We start from the raw sequence: 22,264 nt of genomic DNA, 5'->3' as shown, positions 1-22,264 counted from the left end.
GGGGAGCCTGCCACTTCCCGGACGGTATCGCAGCGTTCACTGCCAGCGCCCTGACCGTGTTCGCCGTGCACCTGGAAGATCACGCCGCCGGTCCCTGCACGATCAGGCAACGCGGCGCCGCAGCATGAGCAATGAAACCAGCGCGGGGACAGGGAAAGTAATTGGACGGCTCCTTGCGGTGGACCGGATCGCCTGCACCGGACACGGGGTGTGCGCGACTATCCTGCCCGAACACATCACCCTCGACGAATGGGGCTATCCGATACTCAACGGTCCCGCCCCGGAGAGCCGCGAGGCGCGACTTGCCGTGAAGTATTGCCCGGCGCGCGCCCTCTACTGGCGCACAAACCACTAACCGGTCATAGCCGAACCCATCGGCTCCAATGCGAGGGCGGGCCTGTGCTCCCGCCCCCATCCAGTACACTGCTGGAAGTCCGATCAAGAGGCCGGTCAGATGACGGTGGCTCCGAACAGCAATCCGATGCCGTACGTGATCATCAGCCCCACAGCCCCGCCCACCACGACCCGCAGCGCCGCCTTACTAACTGAGCCGCCGCCTATTTTGGCGCCGGCCGCACCGGTCAGCGCCAGGGCCACCAGAACGATCACATAGGTGATCCATACTCTTATCGGGACCGGGGAGAGTAGGATGGCCAGGACCGGCAGGAGCCCACCGAGCAGGAAGGCCACGGCGGAGGATCCTGCGGCGTGCCACGGATTGGTCAGTTCCTCCTCATCGACGCCAAGTTCCATTCGTAGGTGGGCCTTGAGCGGATTCCGGGCCGTCAGTTCCTGGGCCACCGCAGCTGCCGTGGTACTGCTGAGTCCTTGCTGCTCATAGAGTCCGGCCAATTCTTCCAGTTCGGCCTCCGGGTTCTCGGCGAGTTCACGTTTTTCCTTGGCAATCAAGTCCTTCTCGCTGTCGCGCTGGCTGCTCACCGAGACGTATTCACCGAGCGCCATGGAAACCGCACCGGCTGTTAGGCCGGCCATTCCTGCGATGAACACCGGCTGAACCTGGGTGGTAGCACCGGCGACGCCGATCACCAGTCCTGCCATGGACAAAATGCCGTCATTGGCGCCGAGGACCGCGGCGCGAAGCGCGTTCAAACGTCCGGACATTCCTGAAGCGTGTGGCTCAGGATACGCATGCACAGGCATAAATCTCCTTTATTTCTGGGCAAGAGCGTACCGCACCCTTCTGTGAAGGAGCACAGACAGCACCGGGTTCCGGCTTCGCATGGGTGTGCACTTATCTGGCCTTCAGGTTCTCTCAGCGTTCTCTTAGCGGGTGGGGGTCAGAGTGGTTACAGGCACCGGGAAACGGGGCCGGACCTGAACGGCAAACGCCGGAGGGGTCCAAGTCCTCACTGAAAGGCATCACCATGAACACCACACCCAGCAACAAAAAGAAGATGCTCGTCGGCTCCCTTGCCGGGCTGGCTCTTATCGGAGGAACCGCAGCGGTCGGTCTGAGCGCGGCAAACGCCGCCACAGTTCCCGCTCCGCCGCCGGTTGAGGCAAACCAGGACAGCGCAGAGAACGATGAGCAGCAGGAACCGAAGCTGAACGGCTCCATTTCGGTTCAGGAATCTGCCACGGAGCAGTCCGAGGCAGATGAGGCCGCGGGGCTGGAGAAGCTGGCGACCATTGATGCGAAGGCCGCCGAAACCGCCGCCACTGGATCGGTATCAGGGTCCAGTGTGGTCTCTACCGAACTCGGGGACGAGAACGGGTCGCTGGTGTATGAGGTGACCGTCAAGGACGGTGAGGGGGTGTTGACCGAGGTCAAGGTTGACGCCGGCAACGCTACTGTCTTGGCCACCGAGGCCGGGGAAGACGAAGCCTCCGAGGCCGGCGAGGATGAAGCTTCGGAGGGCGCCGAGGAGCAGGACGGCGCTGACAATGAAGCCGACGGCGAGCTCGATGACGCACAGGAGGCCGCATCGACCGGTACCAAGTAACCCTCAAAACCGCGGACGGGCCGCGGGTAACCACAACCAAATAGAATCCGGCCGCACACCCGCCCCCAAACGGTGTGCGGCCGGCCTACGTTCCGGACCAGCAGCATCCCAGAGGTATACACAAAACCCAACTTCGGGGTGAGCATTCTCAGGATTCCTTCAGCAACCATGGGGCAGGCTGGCAGGAAAGAACTATAGCCCGACTTTATGGCCCGTATCCGAAGGGATTCTTCTGATGACTGTTTACCTGCCCATGGCCGCTGCCGATATGGTGGCCGCCGTACAGTGGCCAAATCTCACCGATCCTGGTGCCCTGCTGCAGGGACTGGGTGGGTGGGCGCTGGCCGTGGTGGCCGGCATGGTGTTCATTGAATCAGGGGTACTTTTCCCCTTCCTGCCGGGGGATTCGCTGATCTTCACGGCCGGTCTGCTGCATGCCCGTCTTGGGCTGAACCTTCCAGTGTTGGTCGCGGTGATTGTGGCTGCTGCGATTTTGGGGGACCAGGTCGGGTACTGGTTGGGCCGGCGCTTCGGCCGCCGGCTGTTCACCGACGATGCCCGTGTGCTGAAAACCAGGTACCTGATCAGCGCGGAAACCTTCTTTGCCCGCTACGGAGGCCGGTCCCTGGTTCTGGCACGCTTTGTGCCGTTTGCGCGGACCTTTGTCCCTCTGGCGGCTGGTACCGCCCACTACCAGTACCGGAAATTCCTGCTCTGGAATGTGCTCGGCGCTGTGCTGTGGGGTGCTGGGGTGACGATCGCCGGGTCCCTTCTCGGCGGTATTCCGTTCATCGCCGCGCATGTGGATCTGATTGCACTGATCATTGTTGCCGTCTCAGTGGTCCCGACAGTGATCGAAATTATCCGGCAGGTCCGCCGGAACCGGACGGAGACTACCCCCGCCGGTGCAGTCGCCGGGGCGGCTGCACCCATTGCCTCCGGGTCTTCTACTGGCGGGGATGGTTGCGGGGTTGACTAGGATGAGGCTGAGCACCGCGGAAGGAGGTCCACTGTGAGGATTCTGCTGGTGGAGGATGAAAAAGATCTCGCGGAGTCCATCCGCCGCGGCCTGACCAACGAGGGGTTCGTGGTCGACGTCGCCCATGACGGCGTGACCGGTGCCTGGCTGGCCCTGGAGAACCCCTACGACGTCGCCGTGCTGGATATCATGCTGCCGGGAAAACACGGCTACCAGATCCTGAAGGAAATCAGGGAAGCTAAAATTTGGACCCCCGTCCTGATGCTGACCGCGAAGGACGGCGAATACGACCAAACCGATGCCTTCGACCTCGGAGCCGATGACTACCTGACCAAACCGTTCAGCTTCATCGTCCTCGTGGCCCACCTCCGGGCGCTGATCCGCAGGGGCGCCCCCGAGCGACCGGTCAACGTTGCCGTGGGTTCACTTATCCTGGACCCGGTCCGCAGAATGGTTACCCGGCAGGACACCGTGCTGGCGCTGACGCCGAAAGAGTACGCGATCCTGCAGTATCTGATGCGCAGCCACGATCAGGTGGTGTCCAAAGCTGAGATCCTCGACAACGTGTGGGATTCCGCCTACGAGGGCAGCGACAACGTGATCGAGGTCTACATGGGCTACCTGCGCAAAAAGATCGACGCACCGTTTGGCACGAATACTCTGAAGACCGTGCGCGGTATGGGGTATTGCCTGGTCTCCGATGAACGCTGATCCCGCCCGGACACTTCACGGCAGCATCGGACGGGGGCGGGGTAAATGGGGGGTGCGCAGACAGGCCACGGCCGCCGCGGTCGCCGCCCTGGCCCTCGTGCTCACCATTGCCGGTGTGGTCCTGCTGGTGTTGCTGCGCTCCTCATTGTTGGATAACGCGCGTGAACTGGCTATCCAACACCTGGATTCAGTGGTGGAGCAGATCAGTGAGGACGACAGCGTCGACATCGCCGGTGACATCACCGGCACCGACACCCAGATCACTCAGATCCTGCGCGCCGACGGCACCCTGGAAGCCACCTCCGATGATGCCTTCACCGAACCCCTCTACGACGAAGGCGCACTATCACCAGGGGAAACCTACGTCTCCGCGCAGCCGGGCCTGCTCAGCATCACCGACTTCGACGACTATTTGACCGCCGCAACAGGTATTGGACTGCCTGAGGGGAATGCCACGGTGGTGGTCGCCGTTCCGACCTCGATCCAGCGCGATGCCGTCACCACCGTCGCCTGGTTTCTTCTCGGCGGGGTCCCGGTGCTGCTCGCCCTGGCCGGGGCAATGATCTGGATCTTGGTGGGGCGGTCCCTCAGGCCGGTGGAAAGGATCCGTGCCACCGTGGCAGGTATCACCCGCCAGCACCTCAACGAACGTGTCGAAGTTCCTGCCACCCGCGACGAAATAGAACATCTGGCCGCCACCATGAACGAGATGCTCGGCCGGCTTGAATCGGCGGACCAGGCGCAGCGACGGTTTGTCACCAACGCCAGCCACGAACTGCGCAGCCCCCTGGCAACCCTGACCACCGGCCTGGAAATCGCCGCCGCGGACACCACCGGGCACACCTGGCGGGAAACCACCGGGATCCTGCAGACCCAGACCCGGCGCATGAGCTACCTGGTGGAGGACCTGCTCACCCTGGCCAAACTTGACGACGCCGGGCTGCGCTTCACCATGGTCGACGTGGATCTCGACGATGTCCTTCATGAGGAAATCATCAGACTCAAATCCATCTCCACCCGCACGGTCAGTGGGCGCCTGGTTCCGGTGCGGGTCACCGGCGACGCCAACAGATTGGCGCAGGTCTTCCGCAACGTGCTGATCAACGCCGACCGACACGCAGCCACCCGGGTGGACATCAACCTCACCACCGATGGCGGCGCAGCGGTCATCATGATCGACAACGACGGAGACACCATCCCCGCCGATCTGCGGGAGAAAGTGTTTGACCGGTTCGTCCGCCTCGACGCCAGCCGCACCCGCGAAAGCGGCGGCAGCGGACTCGGCCTGGCCATCAGCCGCGAAATTCTCCGCGCCCACGCCGGCACGATCAACGCCACCGAAACACCCGAAGGGCACACCCGCTTCCGCCTCACCGTACCGCTGCAGACCACACACCCGGACATGCCGCAACAACAGACGGCGCAAAACCGGGAAGGACAGGACCTGGCAGACAGGGACCATCCGGTGCAGGAAACTGGCCTGTGAGTCAGATCATCGACTTCATCATGTCCCTGTCCGGACCACTGGTGTATGTGATCGTCGGCGCTCTCACTTTCGGTGAAGCGGCTGCGTTCATCGGGCTGGTCCTGCCCGGGGAGACCGCCCTGTTCATCGGCGGGGTGATCGCCAGCCAGGGACACATCAATCTCGGAATCATGCTCGCGGTCGCCGTCCTGGCCGCCATCGCCGGGGACTCCGTAGGCTATGAAATCGGCAGACGGTTCGGGACCGGGCTGAAAAACAGTCGGGCCGGACGGTTTGTCGGAGCCGAACGCTGGGCCAAAGGTGAACAGTTCCTGAGCAAACGCGGCGGAAGTGCGGTCCTGATCGGACGGTGGGTCGGTTTGCTGCGCGCACTGGTGCCCGCGCTGGCAGGAATGGGACGCATGCCCTACCGCACCTTCTTGCTGTATAACAGCATCGGTGGCACCATTTGGGCCACCACCGTGGTGCTCCTGGGTTACTTCGCCGGGCAGTCCTACAAAACGGTCGAACAGTACCTGGGCAGGGCCAGCCTGATCCTCACCCTGATCCTCGCCGGGTTCCTCCTGCTTGCCCTTGTTGTCCGTTTCGCGCTGCGCAACTACCAGTGGACACAGCGGCAGGTGCACAAAATGCGCTCGTCCAGAGCAGCCGCAGCGTTTCGCAAAGTCACCCGCCCGGCCGCGGCGGGCCTGCGCACCAGGCAGGGACTGGCTGCGGTCGGCGGAGCACTGTCGACCGTGGTTCTCATTTCCGCCGGATATACCCTGCTGAGCCGGATGTCCCCTACAGGTCAGGCACTGCGGGGAATCAATCAACCGGTCCTGGCCTGGTTTATGGACCATCAGGACGATGAATTCACCGCCATCATGAGCATCATTACCGTCCTCGGTCATCCGGCCGCGATCGCCGCTGCCATCGCGATCGCCGCTATCGTCCTCCCACACAGCGGCATACGCAACGCTGTCGCGCCCGCCGCAGTCACCGCCGCCGGGGCACTCATCATCACCGCTGCCGGTCACCTGGCGGTTGCCGGACCCCGGCCCCGGTCCATTCCGGTCAACTGGGAATCTCTTTGGCAGCACCCGCAGGGACAACACTGGTCTCCACCGCCATCCTCACCACCACCGCCTGGTTCCTGATCCGGCACCACGATTCGTGGACGTCGAAAGTGATCCTTCTGGCGGGCCTGGTTTCCGTCACCGCCCTGCTCGTCGTCAGCCACCTTTACCCTGCCGGGCAGCAACCCACCGACACCATCCTCGCCTGGGCCGCAGGAACCATCTGGGCACTGGGCTTTTCCGCCCTGATGAGCGCGCCCCGGGCCCACCAGCCACGACTGGCAGGACCAGCAGCACAGGCACAGTGACCGCTAGGGACGACGTCGTCGGCACCGGATCGGCGGTTGCTGACTGCTTGTTGATGTGTGCGGCCGTCTTCTCAGGTGTTTTTCAGGAACCATAGGCGAAGATGAACCCGAACCCAAAGACGGCAGTACCGGCATGGAAAGCAGAATGAGATGCGACGCGAACCAGAACACCGCAGGAGCACTTGGGGTAGGAAAGCGCTCGTCCTCACCCTGGTCGCCGGGCTGAACCTCACCGGGGCGGGGGCTGCGCTGGCCGCTGACTTTCAGCCCGGCCACCAGGCATCGGCGTCCATTATTCACCAAAGTGCTCCCGCCGCCCCGGCAGGGAACACACAGCCGGCACAGGGAATCCCGCATGCGTCCGCCGGCAACCAGATTCCGGAGCCGCACACCGAAGTGGAAAACAGGATCCGTGAAGGTGAAGGACGCGCGACCCGCCGGACCGACGAGTCAACCCTTTAGGGCAAACCGATCACGAGTGTCCCGTGGTCGGCGGAGAATTCTCCGCCGGGCCGTCGGGACTGCCATCGATGGATGACGAGATTCCGCGGTGCCGGGCGGTCAGGTACAGGCGGTGGGCCGTGACGACCAGGGCGAGCCACGCAACGCCGAGAGTCCACGCGACCAGGACGTCAGTAAACCAGTGATGGCCCAGGAACACCCTGCTCAATCCCATGGTCACCGCAAACACCGCCGCCGCGGCAACAGTGAGGATCCCAGCCTGGCGCGTTGTTTGGCGCAGGATGAGCAGATAAGCCACCACACCGGCGATGATTACCGCGTTAAGAGAATGTCCACTGGGAAACGACGCCGAATATTCAAACGGCCAGCGTGAGAATCAACGCGGCTGCGGGCTCAACAGACCGCTTATCCGATGCATCCACCGGGCAAGGGATCTGCCGGGGCGTTCCCCCACTCGGTGAGGTCCTACCCGCCCATAAAGCGGTCATCACGCATCGCACCATCAGACCGTGGCCGGCCGTGGAAATGTTCTTTGCTTACTTCATCGGGCACCGCATAATCCAACCCATCCAAGGCCCAGTTGAGGCAGGGTAAGGGGCAATCCTACGACCGGCATCGGGTATGCCTACGAACCGGCAGTCCGAACTATGTGAGCTTCCCCGCACAGCAGAAGCCGCGGACAGGCACGGTATGCGCCGCAGCCGCAGAGTCGCTTAAGGAAAGTGTCACCAGGACCCGGAGCCCGCGAGCCTCATCACAACCTGCAGCCCTTCGACGCTGCCCGGCCAGTGCTTGACCAGCGCGTCCGGCCCCGCCCGGCGGATAACGGAGCGTAGAACCAGGGCAACGATGATCACATCGTCCGCATAGCCGATAACAGGCAGGAAATCCGGAACAATATCGATGGGCATGAGCAGATAGACCAGCAGCAGGACCAATCTGAAGCGGACACCCGAAGGTAAGGACTTATCGGCGGTAAGGGACCTGAGTAGCCGCAAGAGGTCCGGCAGTAGCCTCAGCGCGTCCTTCATAGTGAGTGTCTCCGGGTGCTTCCGGGCATAGCACCACAGCAGGATCAACAGCACCACATAAAGGACAAGTAGTCCTCCCACGACCGTTAATACGCTCTGCCACCACACGAATGCCGCCGCCTCGTTTTCGTTCACGGGCCGCTGAGCCCGGGCCGCTCATCATCCAGGCACGGTGAACGTTTTCCCGCAGACGGTCCGAAGGATCGGCGGCAGGTACATTGCGGGCCCTTGACCGCGGGCAAGGTCAACCAGATGAACCGGTGCACGTTGTTGTATTCACCGAAATCCAGCAGGGCTCCGCCAATCTTCGGGGCGAGGTCATTGCTGATGCTGAGCTGAATGACCGTCATGTCTTGTTCCTGGACAGTGAAATCTGTGCCGTGACCCTCACGGTGTGCTTCTGTGGCGAGGATGGGGGACAGGGTGCTGAAAACAGGTTACCGCGGAAGCCACTCTCGTTTTCCGGGGCGCCAGTGTGTTCTCGAACCGGCCCACATTCGCACGGCTTGACCGACTACTCTCACGCTCTCCGTGATGGGATCTAACCACCTCCACTTCCTGTCCCAGCCATCGCCCACAAACGGGCGTATAGGGGCGGGTGTGCGGACGACCAACAGCGATGACGGCGGGAGAGAACCGCCCAGGCTTTGAGAATGTGGACAGAGGGCTCACTCGTGTGCGGCCTAATCATCCTCGTCGCCTCGGATATTAGTTTTGGCCCGTGGAATCACGGGACGGGACGTGTTGGAAATGTGCCCGGGGCACGTGCTGGATTCACCGGACGAGGAAACTTCGAAGTTTTCACCTATTACCTGCCGGGCTCAGGGTTTTAGGTCTGTGAATCCGAGGTTCTGGTCGTCTAGGCATGGGGAACGCTTCCCTGATGATGCACCGATAGAGCGCAGGCAGGTACAGGGAGGGGTTTTCAGGGCTGGGATGCGGGTCCAGGCGAATCGTTGTTTGCCGGTGTAGTTGCCGAAGTCCAGGGTTGCTTCGTTCAGTATTTCGGCGAGGGAGGTGCTGACACTGATTTCCAGGGCCGGCATATGGGCAACGCCGGAAGGCTGTGCGTCGCTGTCGGCAGTGGTTAGGGGGCAGAAGATGGCTTTTTTGGGTTGGATCCGTGAGAAGAAGAGCCCTCTTTTTCGGCAGCCTCCGGGTCCGTCGTAGCAGTGCAGTGCTCCTCCGAAGACGTAAACCATTTCGGTGGCGGCCGCGGTGAGCGTGAAGTGTCCTTTGTAAGGGATTTCAGCGCGCAGCGGCACCCGCGTTTCATTCATGGGCGAGGCATTTCGGCTCATACTTGCCATGCCTTGCTGCGTAGAAGCCGGAGCCCGTTGAGGGCGACGATAACGGTGGATCCCTCATGTCCAGCAACAGCCAGTGCCAACGGCAGTGTGGAAATCAGATCCCAGGTGACGAGCACGGTGATGAAGGTCGCCGCGATAATGAGATTGGCGATGACAAACCGGCGGGCGCGTTGGGACATGGCAATCAGTGCAGGCAGGGCACTGAGTTCATCGCGGACCATGATCGCGTCGGCGGTGTCCAAAGCGAGGTCTGATCCGTGCCGTCCCATGGCGATTCCGGTGCTTGCGGCGGCTAGGGCAGGGGCATCGTTGACGCCGTCACCGACGATGAGGACCCGCTGTCCGTCTTGTTCCATTTCCTGCACGGCTGTGGCTTTGTCGGCCGGGAGCAGTTCGGCGCGGACTGCGTCGATTCCGGTTTGGCCGGCGATGTGTGCTGCGGCCTGGGGGTTATCTCCTGTCAGAAGATGTACGGGGTTCCCGGTGATGTTGCGGAGCTTTGCCACAGTGTCGGCGGCGTCCGCACGCAGAGTGTCCTGCAGGGTAATCCGGCCGATGACGGTGCTGTTGACCAGGACATCGACGGTGGTACCCGTCGCTCCCGGGGTCGGGTGCGCGGGTCGTTCAACGCTGATCCGTTCACCGTCGACGATTCCGGAGACACCTACTCCTGGTCGGGCCAGGAATTCCTCGGCATCAGGAATCGCGATTCCGCGCTGCCGTGCGGCGGCCAGTATGGCCCGGCCCAGCGGGTGTTCGCTGTATTGCTCGACCGCAGCGGCGAGCATCAACACTGTGTCCTCATCGTGGGTGTTTCCTGCGGGGTCGACTGAGATGACGTGGGGGCGGCCTTCGGTCAGGGTTCCTGTCTTGTCGAAGGCGACGATCGTGGTTTGTCCGACTTGCTCCATGACAGTGGCTGATTTCACCAATACCCCGTGCCGGCCGGCGTTGGCGATGGCGGCCAGCAGCGGCGGCATCGTGGAGAGCACCACCGCGCACGGCGAAGCGACGATCATCAAGGTAATGGCCCTGAGCAGGGATTCCTCCAGCGGTTCCCCAAGGAGAAACGGAACAGAAAACACCAACAGGGTAAAAATGACAACGCCGAGGGAGTAGCGCTGTTCAACTTTTTCGATGAACAGCTGCGTCTTGGCTTTGGTGGCTGATGCTTCCTCCACGAGGGTGACGATCCGGCTGACCACTGAATCCTTCGCCTCCCGGGTGACCTTAATCTGAAGCGCCCCGGTACCGTTGAGGGTGCCGGAGAGCACCTCATCCCCCACACCACGGACCACAGGAACGGATTCACCGGTCATCGCGGCCTGATCCACCTCACTGACACCATGGATTACCAGGCCATCCGCGCCGATACGTTCCCCCGGCCGCACGAGGATCACATCCCCTTCCCGCAGCTCCGCCGTATCCACATACTCTTCCGCATTATCCCCGTCAGCTCCGCGGAGGCGTGTAGCCTGTTCCGGGGCCAGATCCAGCAGGGACGTGACCGAATCGGCGGTGCGCTGCGTCACGATCGCTTCGAGGGAACCGGAGGTCGCGAAAATAACAATGAGCAGCGCGCCGTCGAATACCTGACCAATGGACGCCGCGGCGATCGCGGCAACGATCATCAGCAGGTCAACATCAAGGGTTTTTGCCCGCAGCGCCTGGAGGCCGGCCAGGGCGGGTTCCCAGCCGCCCGCGACGTAGCACGCAAGATACAGCACCCACCACACGACCGGTGGCATGCCGGTGGACTGGGCGATAGAACCGAGGAGGAACAGAAGCAGGGCGATCCCGGCCCAACGGACCTCGGGCAGCCGTAGCGCAGTGGTGAAGATTGAGGGCGGTTTGGCGAGAACCCGCCCACCATCAGAAGTGACATCGGAGGCAAGGACGGTCATGAGTGCACCGTCGCAGTAACGGCGGCGCCCTCTTCGGAGTCCGTGTCGGTTATCCGGTGGTGGGCGGGTGCGCCACCCAGGGCATGCTCGGCCTGATAGACCGCATTGGCCACCAGCGTACGAGCGTGTCCATCAACCAGCCGGTAGAACACCCGCGTCCCGTCCTGCCGGGCAGCCACGATACGCCCCAACCTCAGCTTCGCCAGATGCTGGGAGACAACTGTCGGTGACTTATCGACGATATCCGCCAAATGATTCACCGACAACTCGCCATCCCGCAGCGCCAAAATGATACGCACCCGCGTGGCATCGGCCAACATCGCGAAAACTTCGACAGCCAACTCGACATACTGGCTCTCCACATCAAAGCTGCATAACTTCAAATCTTCACTCATACTTAGATACTAGCTCACGACGCTGTCTGAAGATGGGTCGTCCGATGACTCAAAGGTAAGCTCCTGGGAGGGCCAGCGCAGAAGTGGGTTAAAGTCTCGATGGCCCGCGAGGACAAAAAATTGTGTTTTCACCGTCTCGTGTATCGCCAAGGGTCGCAGCTCACGATAGGGGATGCTGCCGTGTGAATTTTCGCAGGGTTTGCTAGGGGTGAACTTGACCGCGATTTTTTACTTCACCAGTCTGGGTAGGGCTGAGAATGATCGAAGATAGGTGCTTTATCCATGCGGGTTAAATTGCTGAACAGCAAGGGATCTTCCGTGGCATCCACACTCAGGGAGAGGACGGAGCGGATTTTGGCCGATGTTGCACCCTACGAGCACATCACCACAGTCACCGCCACTAAGGCCACAGCAAACGCGGTGAACAGGGATCCCGCTATACCCATCCTGCGGATTGATGGTGTCACGGTTGCCTCCTCCAGCGAGAGAGATTCTCTGCCCGCGGAGGCCGGAGGCTTCCTAGTGGCAGACAGGGAATTGCCAATCATTCCTTCGGAAGAGGAAATTCTTGCGGCCCTGACAGCGGCTGTTGTCGCCGCCGGACCTGGCTCGATTCGTTTGCCGCTACGCCATCGCCGTTTCATTATGGTGGGGGCCTCGCTGGTCCTGGCGGCGCCGTGTTAGGACAGTTCCTGTTCTGGGGTCCGGCGATCACGCTTCTGGGGATAGCTCTGCTGCCTGTGGGCTTTGCCAGCAACGGCCGCAGGCTTGGTCGGCAGGCTTTGATGGCCGCCGCCGGAGTATGTACTTTCGTCTGGTTTGGTTTCACGCTCTGGTATTTGGTGCCGCTATTGTTTGGTTCCGCGGAACCGGTCGTGCGTCCGTCACAGGCAATTTTCTGGTTGGGTGCGGTGTTCTTCGGTGCGGCCTGGCTGGTGGTGTGTCGCGCGGTGCTGATTCGGCGCGCGTTGCGGTGGGATCTGCCGGCCTATCTGGCGGAGGCCGTTCAGGGATCCGAACCCAAGGTGTAGTAATCCGTAACCGGGTACGCTCCTCCGGCTTCAGTCGTGTGGGGGTTCACCGCTGACGCGGTGATCGGCGTGGTTGATTCCCTCTTCAACGAGCCGGGCAAGGTGCCCGTCGATGATGCTGTAGACCACGTGCCGGCTGTGCTTCCGGGTGCTCACCAGCCCGGAGAACCGCAGTTTTGCCAGGTGCTGGCTGACTGAGGTCCGGGTGGCGCCGGTCTGTTCCACCAACGACGTGACATCCGCAGGACCCTGGGTGAGAAGCCACAGAATATGAAGCCGGGTGGGGTCGGACAGCATCCGGAACGTGGCCGCCCCTGTTTCGAGGCGGGCCGCGTTGGGCGGTTCCTCGTGGTGCAGGCTTGGCTCTGCGTGGAGTTGGGGTTTATTCACATCAGCGGTCCTTCTGAGTGGCGGGGACTTCCGGTGCGGCAGGTTGCTGTGTGTGCGGCCAGAGCCGCAATGCAGCCAATGTGCCCAGTGTAGCCAGAACCGCCAAGACAATTGCTGCCGCCGGCTGTCCGGNCCGCACCTACCCATCCGGCGACAGGGTAGGTGAGGATGAAGCAGGCATGGGAGAGGGAAAACTGGGCGGTGAAGAGGTAGGCGCGGGTGTTGTCGGTGGCTGCGCGGCGCAGCAGTCGGGCTGATGGGGTGTTGATCATCGATGTTCCAGCGCCCAGGATCGCCCAGACGGCGAGGAGTAATGGCCAGGATTGTTCGGTCCAGGCAATTACCGCGGCCGCGATAATTCCCAGGGGCAGAATAATGCCGCCGAGGGCCATCAGGGAGCGGTCCGGCACCCGGTCGAGCACTCGTGGAGCGGTGAGGGCGACCACCATGGAGCCGGCACCGTAACAGGCAAGGGCAATCGCCAGATCGGTATTCGATCCCCCGAATACATCCAGGGCATAGACAACGGTGTTTACCAGCACCAGCGCTGTTCCGCAGGCGACGACCAGGTTCAGGGCCATCAGCCCCCGGAGGGAAGGTTCGCGCAGGAATATCCGTGTTCCCAGGGTTGTGCGATGCAGCAGCGACCCGGAGCGTTCCACGGGCGGTATCTGCGGCAACCGCGTGGTAATCACCATCAGAGCCGAGAGGAGGAAGCCGGCCATCGTGCCGACAAAGAGGTTGTTGTAGGACACGAACACCAGCAGCGCAGCCGCGAGCACCGGGCTGAGGAGTGATTCCAGGTCATAGGCAAGGCGGGACAGGGACAGCGCGCGGGTGTAGTCCTTCTCCTTCGGTAGAACCACCGGAATGAGTGCCTGGAAGGCTGGCGTGAAGGTAGCAGAGGCGGACTGGAGGATGAACACCAGCACATAAATCTGCCAGACCTGATCAATGAAGGGCAGGCTCAGCGCAATGCCTGCGCGCACCAGATCCGCGGCGACCAGCACCGTCTTACGCGGCAGCCGCTCCACCAGCGCAGCCATGACCGGGGCAACGAAAACGTAGGCCAGCATCTTGATGGTCAGCGCCGTTCCGAGCACCGCACCTGCCTGCCCGCCGGCCAGATCGAAGGCCAACAGGCCCAACGCCACAGTCAGCAGCCCGGTACCGAGCAGGGCAACAATCTGCGCCGCGAACAGCTTCCGATACGCGCCGACCCGTAACACCTCAAGCATCATGAACCTCTCCACTGATAGAAACCAACCAACTTAATGTATAGCATAAGTGCACACTTATGCACATAAACGCGAATGGTCATTGCACTCGACGCGGTACTACCAGTGATGGTGCAACTACGCCTCGGCAACACGGAAGTCATCGACGCCTACCAGAGCCACCAACGCATCCAGGACGGCGACACCGACGTCATGCTCGATACCGCCTACGCCGCCTGGCGAACAGACCTCTCCGCAGGGAAAGCGAGCGTGCTGATCGCCGAAACCCACGACGTCGTCAGCGCGCTCAATACCCGTGCGCGGTTGGACCTGCTGATCGCTGGCCACGTCGCGGACACCGGGGAGATGCGGCTGCACGATGGCACTGGCGCCTCGAAGGGGGACCTCGTCATCACACGCCGCAACGACCGTCGCCTGCCCGCGGGTAGGGGATGGGTGAAAAACGGTGACCGCTGGACGGTCATTGGAACGAACACGGATGGGTCCGTCACTGTCCGCAGGGCCGGACACCGGCTCGGATCATCGGTGGTTCTTCCAGCCGGATATGTGGCCAAAGACCTCGAACTCGCTTACGCGGTGACCGCCCACCGCGCACAGGGGCTGACGGTGGACACCGTGCACGCGGTCGTGCACGGGTCGACGATGACCCGTGAGACGCTCTACGTCGCCATGACCCGTGGCCGCGAGGCGAACACCGCCTACGTCGCCACCGACCACCCCGACGACACCCACCAGCATCCGCACCCGGACGATCAAGGGAATACGACGGCATTGGCTGTCTTGTCCGGGGTCCTTAGTCATGTGGGTGGGGAACTTTCCGCGCACGAGATGATTGAAGCAGAGCAAGAGACTTGGTCGAATATTGCCCAGCTGGCCGCCGAGTACGAAACGATTGCCGCCAGCGCCCAGCACGAGCGCTGGGTGGGTCTCATCGAACGATCGGGACTCTCCGGCGTCCAGGTCGATGAAGTTGTTGAGTCGGAGGCTTTTGGGGCGTTGACTGCGGAGCTGCGTCGGGCCGAAGCGAACCAGCGCGACGTCGACACGCTGCTCCCACGCCTCGTTGCCGCACGGAGATTTGACGACGCAGACGATATCGCGGCCGTCTTACACACCCGACTCGGGAAGACAACAAACCTGCCGACCGGCAGCAGCCGTCCCCGCCAAGCGCCGCGCCTGATTGCCGGCCTCATTCCTGAAGCCACAGGACCCATGGCGGACGAAATGCGTCAGGCACTCGCCGAACGAGCAATCCTCATCACCGAACGGGCACACGCTCTCGCACAGGCTGCGGTCATCGCCAAGGAGCCATGGATCGCAGGGCTCGGGCAACCGCCCATCCAGCGCGGGCCGCTGAAACGATGGCAAACGCACGCCGCCACTATCGCCGCGTACCGCGACCGGTACGGCATCACCGAAAACCAGGTCCTCCCACCACAAGCAGCCACAGCCGCACAGAACCTCGATCAGACCAGAGCCAAAGCCGCTCTCAAGAAGGCACAGGCATTGGCACAGGTCCCAGACGCGACTCAGCGAGACGCACCCACCAGAGGACAGAACCGCTCCGGAATGGCGCTTTAGCAGAGTGAAAGCTTCCCCCGCGCGGTCGAACGTCCTAAAGTTAAGGAAAGATAGCCTTCACTCGCCGCTTGCTCCATACTCGCGGTACAACCCTTCCTCGGTTGGGTTCTCTCTATCAGACATCTGCTGTCAAATCACTGATGAGAGGACAACGCCATGTTCCGGCCACTCTGGACCGCCAGCACCCACACCAACTACTTCCTTCGGCGCTACATGCCCAGCAACATCCTGCTCGACCTCATCCGCACCCGCCGCGGCCTGAAGTGGGGCCTCCCGCGATGCTCCTGGCCATTCCTTACCTTCTTACCGCGGCGATCTGCGTGCAGCTTATGGAAGACGGAGGACCTGTGTGGCTGAACATCCTCGTCATCCTGTTCATCTGGAATGCAATGAAGTTCCTCTGGATCGGTCCGGTCAGCCTCGTGTTGCTCGCCCACGTTCGGACCCGAGAGCGCGGGTGGACTGCCGCCCAAGTGCACCAGAAGGTCGCGGTGGGAAACGATGCCTAGCGAGCTGCGACTCCCTCCTGTTTTGAACTGAACGATCGCTCAAGCTAGCTCAGGCGTCACATGCTGTGACGCGATGCGTGCCGTCCGTTTCGCCATGGACAACGACACACTCGTGCGGGACATCCGCCGTGTCGAACCACTGGGTTCGACTTGTGTGCGAGATCATAGGAAGGTCATGGCCACAACTATCCAGGCAAGACGTACTTACCTCCGTCGCCTGAAAACAAGGACCTTCGATGGCGATCACCGCAACCCAGCAGAGACCGCAGAAGATCACGCCCTTTCCTCCAGATTTCGTCGAAGGTGTCTGCAATGTCATCGCACAGACAGACTTCCCAGGACTCGCGGGGCCTGAGATAGACGCCTTGCTCCAGATGGTACGAGTGCCCGAGCGTGAACCTGCTGGTAACAAGCGCGAGAGTCTCTACATCACGCTGTACAACGTCCAGGTACGTCAACAGGCAGGCAACATCGTTGGCGCGTTCATCGCGAAAGCCCTGAGCCCTGGACGATATGCGGCTCAGCCATCCCGCTTCAACGATCTACGCGACCAGCTCAACGAGTTCTTGGTGTTTTACGGATACTCCATCAGCGACGCAGGAAAGCTCGTGACAGGAAAGAAGGCCTTCAGTATCTCTGAAGGTGCGGCGCTGGCCGGGCGCTTTCAGACCGAGCTGAAGCGCCGCGGATGTCATTCGGAACTGCTTCGATACTGCGCTGAAGAGCTCATAAGCCGCTCTCTGTTCCACGCAATGTCAGAAGCATCGAAGAGCATCCCGACGAGGGTCCGCGGCATCACGGGTCTCGCGGGTGATGGTGCAGCTCTATACGACGGCGTATTCGGCACGAACCGAGCGCATCCCTCATGGTCGATCAACGCCCATGAGTCAGACTCCGAGGTCAGTGAGCATCGCGGGTTCAAGAACCTCCTTATTGGAATTCATGGTCACTTCCGAAACCCACGCGCACATTCCAGCAGGATCACATTCGACGAAGAGTTGATTGATTTCTACGATGCCTTTTCGCTCTTCTCCTACACACACCGGCGGCTGGACTCAATGAAGAGGCTGACGCCACGAGGCGACAATTGATGTCTGAAACGACCAAGCTCAAACTATGGGATGACAACCCAAGCCTTGTCGATCTACTTGGATTTGACGCAGTCGTCGAGCCTATCGTCGAAGCTATCGGCACAGCCGACGTCGATCCGCTAGCCATAGGGGTGCACAGTCCCTGGGGTGGCGGCAAATCCACAGTGCTCAATCTGTTGGAGAAACGACTCAAGACCGCTGGTCGCTATGTGGTCATCCGTACTGACCCTTGGCAGTATGACAACCACGATGATGTTCGCGGATCGCTGATCGCGGAAGTCCTCGATCAGCTCGGTTCGACCTTCAACTCGGACGGAACGATCAAGGATCGCATCACTGATTTGGTCAAGCGGATCAGTTGGACGCGCGTGGGACTTGCTCTCGGCAAGGGAGCGCTCACGATGCAATGGAAACCCGATGAACTCATCGATGCGTTCGCGCCAAGAGGCCGTTCGGATGACAGGTCGATGGCCGGTTTCAAAGACGCCTTCAACACGCTGGTAAAGGGACTGCCGGACATCGACCGAGTCGTCGTGCTTGTGGACGACCTCGACCGCTGTCTGCCACCCGCTGTCATGGCAACGCTTGAAGGGATCAAGTTGTTCCTTGCGGTGCCGAAGATGGTCTTTGTGATCGCCGCCGATCAGGAGATGGTTCGGGACTCCATCGCGATCAGTCTTGGCGAGACCAACCGCAGCGGAGCATTCGCTACACGGTACCTGGAGAAGATCATTCAGCTCCCGGTGACGCTCCCTCGACTCGCTACCGCCGACGCGGAAGCCTACATCGGGCTGCTACTCACGCGCACCGACGGTGCGACCGTCGCTCAACTTGACGCGTTGGCTAGACATTGCTCCGATCGAAGGCAAGAGGGTTTGGCTCCATTACTGAGCGATCTGGGCAACCTGAACTGGACACCCAGTCAGGAGACCTTGGACCTCTCGGCGCAGTTGGCCGAAGGGCTATCGTCCGATCGGCTCGCGAACCCCCGCCAGATCAAGCGCTTTCTGAACGCTTTCGGAGTGCGATCAATGGTCGCGCAATCCCGAAAAGTCACGATCACGACTGCGGTTCTCATGAAGATGCTTCTACTCGAAGATCTCCATCGAACCTCTTTCGAAGTGCTGGCCGCTACTGCCAAGTCCGACCGGCCCGCGCTGCTCACCGCTTGGGAAGCCTGGGCGCACGGCGAAGAGAAGGCCCATCGTCCGGACAACATCAACGAGGAGACCCGCCATTGGGCTGCAAGTGAACCGTCGCTCGCGGACCTCGGTTTGGACCTCGGGCTCTACCTCGATCTCGCTGCCTCGCTCCTGAACGTGCGCGCCGGGGAGGAGACCACCGACGCGGTAATTCGGTTGATCGGTGATCTTCTCGGCAATAGCACCGCCGCGCGTGCAGCGGCCCTGGTGGAACTAACCGCATTGGGCGAAACAGAGCAACGGGCCGCGATGGAGTTCGCCCTGAGGCAAGGCAGGCGCCTAGAGGATTTGGACGTACTTTTTGAAATGACGGTCCAGTGGGCTGATAAGACGCCCAGTCTTGTAGATCTCGTCATCCAGGGCGCCGGCGAACTACTTCATCGACTGACCACTGGCACTGTCGTGAACATGAACGGCGCGGAGCTCAAGTCGCACTATCAGCCGATACTTCAACGGCTGGCGCGCGAAGACGGAATCGACAACATGGTGGCACAAGCCGCAAAGATCGAAATCGAGAGTTCCAATGGGCACTAACGGGGCCTTCGGAGGAAGCGGCGCGGCAGCTTGGGAGCAAGCAAGAGATCAGTGGACTTCTCTTGGCAGCTCATCGGGCGACGCCAGCGACACGGCTGACGCCGATGGCATCGCGCCCGCGGGAAGCGATTCCCCGTACGACCCTTTGATCGCAGCGATCGCAGGCGCTCTCATAGGGGAAGACCCCGATGCCAGGCGACCTTCGGTTCCCACATTTCCATTGTCTGCGACACTTCCTCGCCGTGGAGGCGGGCGCGGAGGAGCAGCCGGTAGCGGAACCGGAGGTGGTGGCGGTGGCGGAGGCTCGTCGAGCGGCNGCCGCCGAGTCACATCTCAGGCGGCTCGCGGCGGCAGCGCTATCGGGGCGGCCGCGGCATATCGTGATCGCGATGCTGCCGCTCTGGCGGGCTACGGCCTCACCCTGGAGGATCTCGATGCCCTGTCGCCCAGAATGCGCTACGCCCGAATCCTTGACGTAGCGATCGGGCAAGCAGGCCACCCAGACGAACAGGCGATGCGTCAGGCATCCCTCGAACAGATCAAGGCGCTACTCGCCGGAGGCCCCGAGGCGGCAAACATCCCCGGACTCGTGGCCATCCGAGAGTTCATAGGAGAACTCACGGTCCGCCTCGGCCTCATCGAGCTACGAGATCAGATCCTCGCCAACACTGTTACGGCCAAGCAGGCACATCAGCGCGAGACTGGTCTCCGGCAATGGGTCAAGGCAAAAGTGAGCAGACTCGACTTAGGCAGATACGGCACCGTCGCCACGCGTGACTTCCACCAAGTCGCCCGGCAGATGAGCGCCGACGTACTGCGACTCCTGAAGGGCGAATAACCATGCCAGCATCCGGCGCCTATTTAGTGCGGGCTCAGGGCAATCAGGGAGCGGACGTTGACGGCTACACGCCCCTCAAGTGGCCCTCGATGCCGGGCCATACGAAGTCCGTCGTATCGGACCTCGCCTGGAATCTGGCGCCCCTGCAAGGCTTCACCCGTGAGGTAGCAGACCTCGTTCACATTGCCGCGGGCGCATACATGGCCGATCGCAGTACGAAGCGTGGTGTCCGATTCAGTCGCGACATCGCAATCCAAGTCGCCGTACTCGCGCGCGACGCATGGACAGATGAACTCCTAGACACCACCGCTGACCTCCTCGGATGGCTGACCGGCGACAACTGGAACCTCACAGTCACGGCTGCGCCCGACGTCAGTTTCGAGGACACCATCGAGATCGGAGACGGTGGTCCCGTGAGCCTACTCAGTGGTGGACTCGACTCATACCTCGGCGCAATTCAACTCCTAAAATCCGGCACGACTCCCACATTCGTTGGACACAAAGACACTGCCACTTCAATCCGAGGCGCACAGACCGCGGTGGGAACCTGGCTTGCGAAATCCTTCGCCCCCGCACCCTCCTACACGCGGCTCCAGCTCGCACAGGCAACCCGACGCCGTGAGCCGAGTAGCCGAAGCCGAGCTTTCATGTTCCTAAGCCTCGGGATCGCGTTAGCAAACAGCACCGGCTCGAAGAGTCTGATCGTTCCCGAGAACGGCTACACGGGGATCAACCTGCCGCTGCGACCCAATCGCGGTGGCGCTCTCTCCACACGTTCCACTCATCCCGAAACTTTCCGACGAGTCGCCGATATCCTCGCCGGCCTCAACATCGAACTGAGCATCTCGAACCCATTCGAATGGATGACCAAAGGCGAAGCGATGGAGAGCGTCCGTGATATTCAGCCGCCCGACGGCTGGGAGGATGCAGCAGCGAAGACACTGTCGTGCAGCAAGCTCGGCGGGAATTGGTTCGCCGGATCTCCGAATCTAAATTGCGGTCTCTGCGTTCCGTGCATGGTTCGCCGGGCGACGTTCGTTAAAGCAAATATCGTCGATACCACACGGTACCTCTTCCAGGCCATTGATGGTCCGAACCTCAAGGACCTTATCGCGGCTCGGCGAGGTGACATCGAGGCGGTCAGATACGCCATCGAAGCCGGGGTTGATATCGACGCTATCGACTCCGGTACGTGGCCGCCCGACTACGACCTCGACCGCACTGAAGACCTCGTACAAAGAGGCCTCAACGAGCTGGCACTTCTGGATCTTCCATGACGGCAGACCATCTTGGACTCCCGAGCTTGGACTGCCATGCTCATGTCGCGCCCGACGTGACCCGCAGCCAACTCGCCACCCTCGGCAACACGCACATTTTCGCCATGACGCGCAGCCTGTCGGAGGCGGCCCTGGTAGCAGATCGCGCTGACCGCCATTTGACTTGGGGCATCGGAGTCCACCCTGGCGTTCCTACAGCCCGTAAAGGCTACGACCCCGACACGTTCCGTCGGCTACTTCCTCAGTTCGCGCTTGTAGGCGAAGTAGGTCTCGACAAGCGCGGCCCTCGGGAAGAGCAGGAACGGATACTGATCGATATCTTGGATGCCTGCGTCGACCAGCCAGTATTCATCTCGGTTCACTCGACGGGACGCACCAGTGAGGTCGTTGACCTCATCGAACGCCATCCTCACTCCGGCATGATTCTTCACTGGTTTCTGGGTACTGCCGAGGAAGTCGCGCGGGCAGTCACCGTTGGCGCATACTTCTCCGTCAATAACGCGATGAACGAAGACCTTGTTGCGGCGATGCCCCGTGATCGAATCCTGCCGGAAACAGACTTTCCCGCCAAGCAAGTTCGGGCGGAAGTGCCGGGCGCGACGATCGCTATCGAACACCACCTCGGGCGCATCTGGCGGACCTCACAGGACGCGGCGCGTCATCAGTTGTGGGCCAACCTTAAAAAGCTCGCCATCGACTCGGGCTCAATCGATGTCATCTCAGACTCGCTCGCCGATACCCTCCTTACCGTCTGAGCGGAATGCACGTTAGCCGCCCATTAGAAGGAACCCTAACCTTCTGTTGCGTCTTCTGAAGTTGAGGAAAGAGGACCTTTCTGAACGACGCCTTGCATTGCGCGCGACCGCCCACAGCTCAGGAGGGCAGGATTCGTTTACCAGTGAGATGCTCGCGGAGCAATATGACGGCAGTAACGGTTTCGATGTCGTCGCCGACGTACGGTTCCC

General features: G+C 61.6%; 25 protein-coding genes and 1 pseudogene (1 of these 26 running past the window's edge). 16 read left to right on the top strand and 10 right to left on the bottom strand.

What is annotated here, in order from left to right:
• A protein-coding gene (locus B384_RS21490; protein WP_443110855.1) for a recombinase family protein crosses the window boundary here: on the bottom strand, window positions 1-14 show its 5' end (the start). Its footprint begins 1,474 nt before the window's first position; 14 of the gene's 1,488 nt are visible here — the first part of the coding sequence; the start codon lies at window positions 12-14; its stop codon lies beyond the left edge, outside the window.
• A gap of 110 nt (window positions 15-124) precedes the next feature.
• Here B384_RS21490 and B384_RS0107965 point away from each other — a divergent pair, with 110 nt between their 5' ends.
• Complete coding sequence (locus B384_RS0107965) at window positions 125-355, top strand: ferredoxin (protein WP_019482589.1); 231 nt, start codon at window positions 125-127, stop codon at window positions 353-355.
• Between the two features lie 95 nt (window positions 356-450).
• On the opposite strand, the gene B384_RS0107960 is transcribed toward B384_RS0107965, so the two are convergent.
• Entirely contained in the window at window positions 451-1,122 is a 672-nt protein-coding gene (locus B384_RS0107960; RefSeq protein ID WP_083850882.1) for a VIT1/CCC1 transporter family protein, read from the bottom strand.
• 263 nt (window positions 1,123-1,385) lie between these two features.
• Here B384_RS0107960 and B384_RS19655 point away from each other — a divergent pair, with 263 nt between their 5' ends.
• From B384_RS19655 to B384_RS0107925, 7 genes are all read left to right on the top strand, one after another.
• Window positions 1,386-1,964 carry a PepSY domain-containing protein gene (locus B384_RS19655; protein WP_019482587.1) on the top strand — a complete coding sequence of 193 codons (579 nt, stop codon included), beginning with the start codon at window positions 1,386-1,388 and terminating at the stop codon, window positions 1,962-1,964.
• 235 nt (window positions 1,965-2,199) lie between these two features.
• On the top strand, window positions 2,200-2,943 hold the full coding sequence (locus B384_RS0107950; protein ID WP_019482586.1) for a DedA family protein: 744 nt from the start codon (window positions 2,200-2,202) through the stop codon (window positions 2,941-2,943).
• Between the two features lie 33 nt (window positions 2,944-2,976).
• Window positions 2,977-3,654, top strand: coding sequence for a response regulator transcription factor (locus tag B384_RS0107945; protein ID WP_019482585.1), 678 nt, complete (start codon window positions 2,977-2,979; stop codon window positions 3,652-3,654).
• Window positions 3,644-5,140, top strand: coding sequence for a sensor histidine kinase (locus B384_RS18260; protein ID WP_019482584.1), 1,497 nt, complete (start codon window positions 3,644-3,646; stop codon window positions 5,138-5,140). Before B384_RS0107945 ends, B384_RS18260 begins: the two co-directional genes overlap by 11 nt.
• A complete protein-coding gene (locus B384_RS19650) occupies window positions 5,137-6,279 on the top strand; it encodes a DedA family protein (protein ID WP_019482583.1) in 1,143 nt (380 codons plus the stop codon). The genes B384_RS18260 and B384_RS19650 overlap by 4 nt, the downstream gene beginning before the upstream one ends.
• Window positions 6,213-6,506 (top strand): hypothetical protein, encoded by a 294-nt coding sequence (locus B384_RS0107930; RefSeq protein ID WP_019482582.1) that lies wholly within the window; start codon window positions 6,213-6,215, stop codon window positions 6,504-6,506. The genes B384_RS19650 and B384_RS0107930 overlap by 67 nt, the downstream gene beginning before the upstream one ends.
• 150 nt (window positions 6,507-6,656) lie before the next feature.
• Complete coding sequence (locus B384_RS0107925) at window positions 6,657-6,968, top strand: hypothetical protein (RefSeq protein WP_019482581.1); 312 nt, start codon at window positions 6,657-6,659, stop codon at window positions 6,966-6,968.
• A 10-nt stretch (window positions 6,969-6,978) separates the two neighbouring features.
• On the opposite strand, the pseudogene B384_RS18250 reads toward B384_RS0107925, so the two are convergent.
• From B384_RS18250 to B384_RS18240, 6 genes and pseudogenes are all read right to left on the bottom strand, one after another.
• Window positions 6,979-7,332: pseudogene (locus B384_RS18250) on the bottom strand (phosphatase PAP2 family protein); the annotation flags it as partial.
• Between the two features lie 361 nt (window positions 7,333-7,693).
• On the bottom strand, window positions 7,694-8,080 hold the full coding sequence (locus tag B384_RS0107915; RefSeq protein ID WP_237715263.1) for a YkvA family protein: 387 nt from the start codon (window positions 8,078-8,080) through the stop codon (window positions 7,694-7,696).
• Window positions 8,081-8,130: 50 nt separating this feature from the next.
• Window positions 8,131-8,349, bottom strand: coding sequence for a hypothetical protein (locus B384_RS18245; RefSeq protein ID WP_019482578.1), 219 nt, complete (start codon window positions 8,347-8,349; stop codon window positions 8,131-8,133).
• Window positions 8,350-8,820: 471 nt separating this feature from the next.
• Window positions 8,821-9,279, bottom strand: a complete 459-nt coding sequence (locus B384_RS0107905; RefSeq protein ID WP_019482577.1) for a hypothetical protein — start codon at window positions 9,277-9,279, stop codon at window positions 8,821-8,823.
• 17 nt (window positions 9,280-9,296) lie between these two features.
• On the bottom strand, window positions 9,297-11,213 hold the full coding sequence (locus B384_RS0107900) for a heavy metal translocating P-type ATPase (RefSeq protein ID WP_019482576.1): 1,917 nt from the start codon (window positions 11,211-11,213) through the stop codon (window positions 9,297-9,299).
• Complete coding sequence (locus tag B384_RS18240; RefSeq protein ID WP_050994891.1) at window positions 11,210-11,608, bottom strand: ArsR/SmtB family transcription factor; 399 nt, start codon at window positions 11,606-11,608, stop codon at window positions 11,210-11,212. The genes B384_RS0107900 and B384_RS18240 overlap by 4 nt, the downstream gene beginning before the upstream one ends.
• A gap of 318 nt (window positions 11,609-11,926) precedes the next feature.
• Between B384_RS18240 and B384_RS0107890 the strand changes: the two genes are divergently transcribed.
• Together B384_RS0107890 and B384_RS0107885 are read left to right on the top strand one after the other, a co-directional pair.
• A complete protein-coding gene (locus tag B384_RS0107890; protein WP_156809017.1) occupies window positions 11,927-12,292 on the top strand; it encodes a hypothetical protein in 366 nt (121 codons plus the stop codon).
• Complete coding sequence (locus B384_RS0107885) at window positions 12,286-12,639, top strand: hypothetical protein (RefSeq protein ID WP_019482573.1); 354 nt, start codon at window positions 12,286-12,288, stop codon at window positions 12,637-12,639. Before B384_RS0107890 ends, B384_RS0107885 begins: the two co-directional genes overlap by 7 nt.
• 30 nt (window positions 12,640-12,669) lie before the next feature.
• Here the strand turns inward: B384_RS0107885 and B384_RS0107880 are convergent, their stop codons facing one another.
• Together B384_RS0107880 and B384_RS18235 are read right to left on the bottom strand one after the other, a co-directional pair.
• Window positions 12,670-13,029, bottom strand: coding sequence for an ArsR/SmtB family transcription factor (locus tag B384_RS0107880; RefSeq protein ID WP_019482572.1), 360 nt, complete (start codon window positions 13,027-13,029; stop codon window positions 12,670-12,672).
• Window positions 13,026-14,267 carry an MFS transporter gene (locus tag B384_RS18235; RefSeq protein WP_156809023.1) on the bottom strand — a complete coding sequence of 414 codons (1,242 nt, stop codon included), beginning with the start codon at window positions 14,265-14,267 and terminating at the stop codon, window positions 13,026-13,028. Before B384_RS18235 ends, B384_RS0107880 begins: the two co-directional genes overlap by 4 nt.
• Window positions 14,268-14,342: 75 nt before the next feature.
• On the opposite strand from B384_RS18235, the gene B384_RS0107870 reads away from it, so the two are divergent.
• From B384_RS0107870 to B384_RS0107840, 6 genes are all read left to right on the top strand, one after another.
• Window positions 14,343-15,848 (top strand): ATP-binding domain-containing protein, encoded by a 1,506-nt coding sequence (locus tag B384_RS0107870; protein ID WP_019482571.1) that lies wholly within the window; start codon window positions 14,343-14,345, stop codon window positions 15,846-15,848.
• Window positions 15,849-16,126: 278 nt separating this feature from the next.
• Window positions 16,127-16,357 carry a hypothetical protein gene (locus tag B384_RS18230; RefSeq protein WP_019482570.1) on the top strand — a complete coding sequence of 77 codons (231 nt, stop codon included), beginning with the start codon at window positions 16,127-16,129 and terminating at the stop codon, window positions 16,355-16,357.
• A gap of 236 nt (window positions 16,358-16,593) precedes the next feature.
• Window positions 16,594-17,448, top strand: a complete 855-nt coding sequence (locus tag B384_RS0107860; protein WP_019482569.1) for a TIGR02391 family protein — start codon at window positions 16,594-16,596, stop codon at window positions 17,446-17,448.
• Entirely contained in the window at window positions 17,448-19,184 is a 1,737-nt protein-coding gene (locus B384_RS0107855; protein WP_019482568.1) for a KAP family P-loop NTPase fold protein, read from the top strand. The genes B384_RS0107860 and B384_RS0107855 overlap by 1 nt, the downstream gene beginning before the upstream one ends.
• A gap of 840 nt (window positions 19,185-20,024) precedes the next feature.
• Window positions 20,025-21,299 (top strand): hypothetical protein, encoded by a 1,275-nt coding sequence (locus B384_RS0107845; protein ID WP_019482566.1) that lies wholly within the window; start codon window positions 20,025-20,027, stop codon window positions 21,297-21,299.
• Window positions 21,296-22,054, top strand: a complete 759-nt coding sequence (locus B384_RS0107840) for a TatD family hydrolase (RefSeq protein ID WP_019482565.1) — start codon at window positions 21,296-21,298, stop codon at window positions 22,052-22,054. Before B384_RS0107845 ends, B384_RS0107840 begins: the two co-directional genes overlap by 4 nt.
• Window positions 22,055-22,264 lie beyond the last annotated feature (210 nt).

Origin of the sequence: Arthrobacter sp. TB 23, assembly GCF_000294595.1 — a bacterium.
Lineage (GTDB): Bacteria > Actinomycetota > Actinomycetes > Actinomycetales > Micrococcaceae > Arthrobacter_D.
The sequence above is the reverse complement of the archived record's forward strand: the minus strand, read 5'-3'. Positions and strand labels throughout refer to the sequence as shown.

Excerpts from the sequence above, each read along its gene's own strand:
- B384_RS0107965 (WP_019482589.1), top strand. The coding sequence starts at position 125 with ATGAGCAATGAAACCAGCGCGGGGACAGGGAAAGTAATTGGACGGCTC.
- B384_RS0107960 (WP_083850882.1), bottom strand. The coding sequence starts at position 1,122 with ATGTCCGGACGTTTGAACGCGCTTCGCGCCGCGGTCCTCGGCGCCAAT.
- B384_RS19655 (WP_019482587.1), top strand. The coding sequence starts at position 1,386 with ATGAACACCACACCCAGCAACAAAAAGAAGATGCTCGTCGGCTCCCTT.
- B384_RS0107950 (WP_019482586.1), top strand. The coding sequence starts at position 2,200 with ATGACTGTTTACCTGCCCATGGCCGCTGCCGATATGGTGGCCGCCGTA.
- B384_RS18260 (WP_019482584.1), top strand. The coding sequence starts at position 3,644 with ATGAACGCTGATCCCGCCCGGACACTTCACGGCAGCATCGGACGGGGG.
- B384_RS0107925 (WP_019482581.1), top strand. The coding sequence starts at position 6,657 with ATGCGACGCGAACCAGAACACCGCAGGAGCACTTGGGGTAGGAAAGCG.
- B384_RS18245 (WP_019482578.1), bottom strand. The coding sequence starts at position 8,349 with ATGACGGTCATTCAGCTCAGCATCAGCAATGACCTCGCCCCGAAGATT.
- B384_RS0107905 (WP_019482577.1), bottom strand. The coding sequence starts at position 9,279 with ATGAATGAAACGCGGGTGCCGCTGCGCGCTGAAATCCCTTACAAAGGA.
- B384_RS0107900 (WP_019482576.1), bottom strand. The coding sequence starts at position 11,213 with ATGACCGTCCTTGCCTCCGATGTCACTTCTGATGGTGGGCGGGTTCTC.
- B384_RS18240 (WP_050994891.1), bottom strand. The coding sequence starts at position 11,608 with ATGAGTGAAGATTTGAAGTTATGCAGCTTTGATGTGGAGAGCCAGTAT.
- B384_RS0107870 (WP_019482571.1), top strand. The coding sequence starts at position 14,343 with ATGGTCATTGCACTCGACGCGGTACTACCAGTGATGGTGCAACTACGC.
- B384_RS18230 (WP_019482570.1), top strand. The coding sequence starts at position 16,127 with ATGCTCCTGGCCATTCCTTACCTTCTTACCGCGGCGATCTGCGTGCAG.
- B384_RS0107860 (WP_019482569.1), top strand. The coding sequence starts at position 16,594 with ATGGCGATCACCGCAACCCAGCAGAGACCGCAGAAGATCACGCCCTTT.
- B384_RS0107855 (WP_019482568.1), top strand. The coding sequence starts at position 17,448 with ATGTCTGAAACGACCAAGCTCAAACTATGGGATGACAACCCAAGCCTT.
- B384_RS0107845 (WP_019482566.1), top strand. The coding sequence starts at position 20,025 with ATGCCAGCATCCGGCGCCTATTTAGTGCGGGCTCAGGGCAATCAGGGA.
- B384_RS0107840 (WP_019482565.1), top strand. The coding sequence starts at position 21,296 with ATGACGGCAGACCATCTTGGACTCCCGAGCTTGGACTGCCATGCTCAT.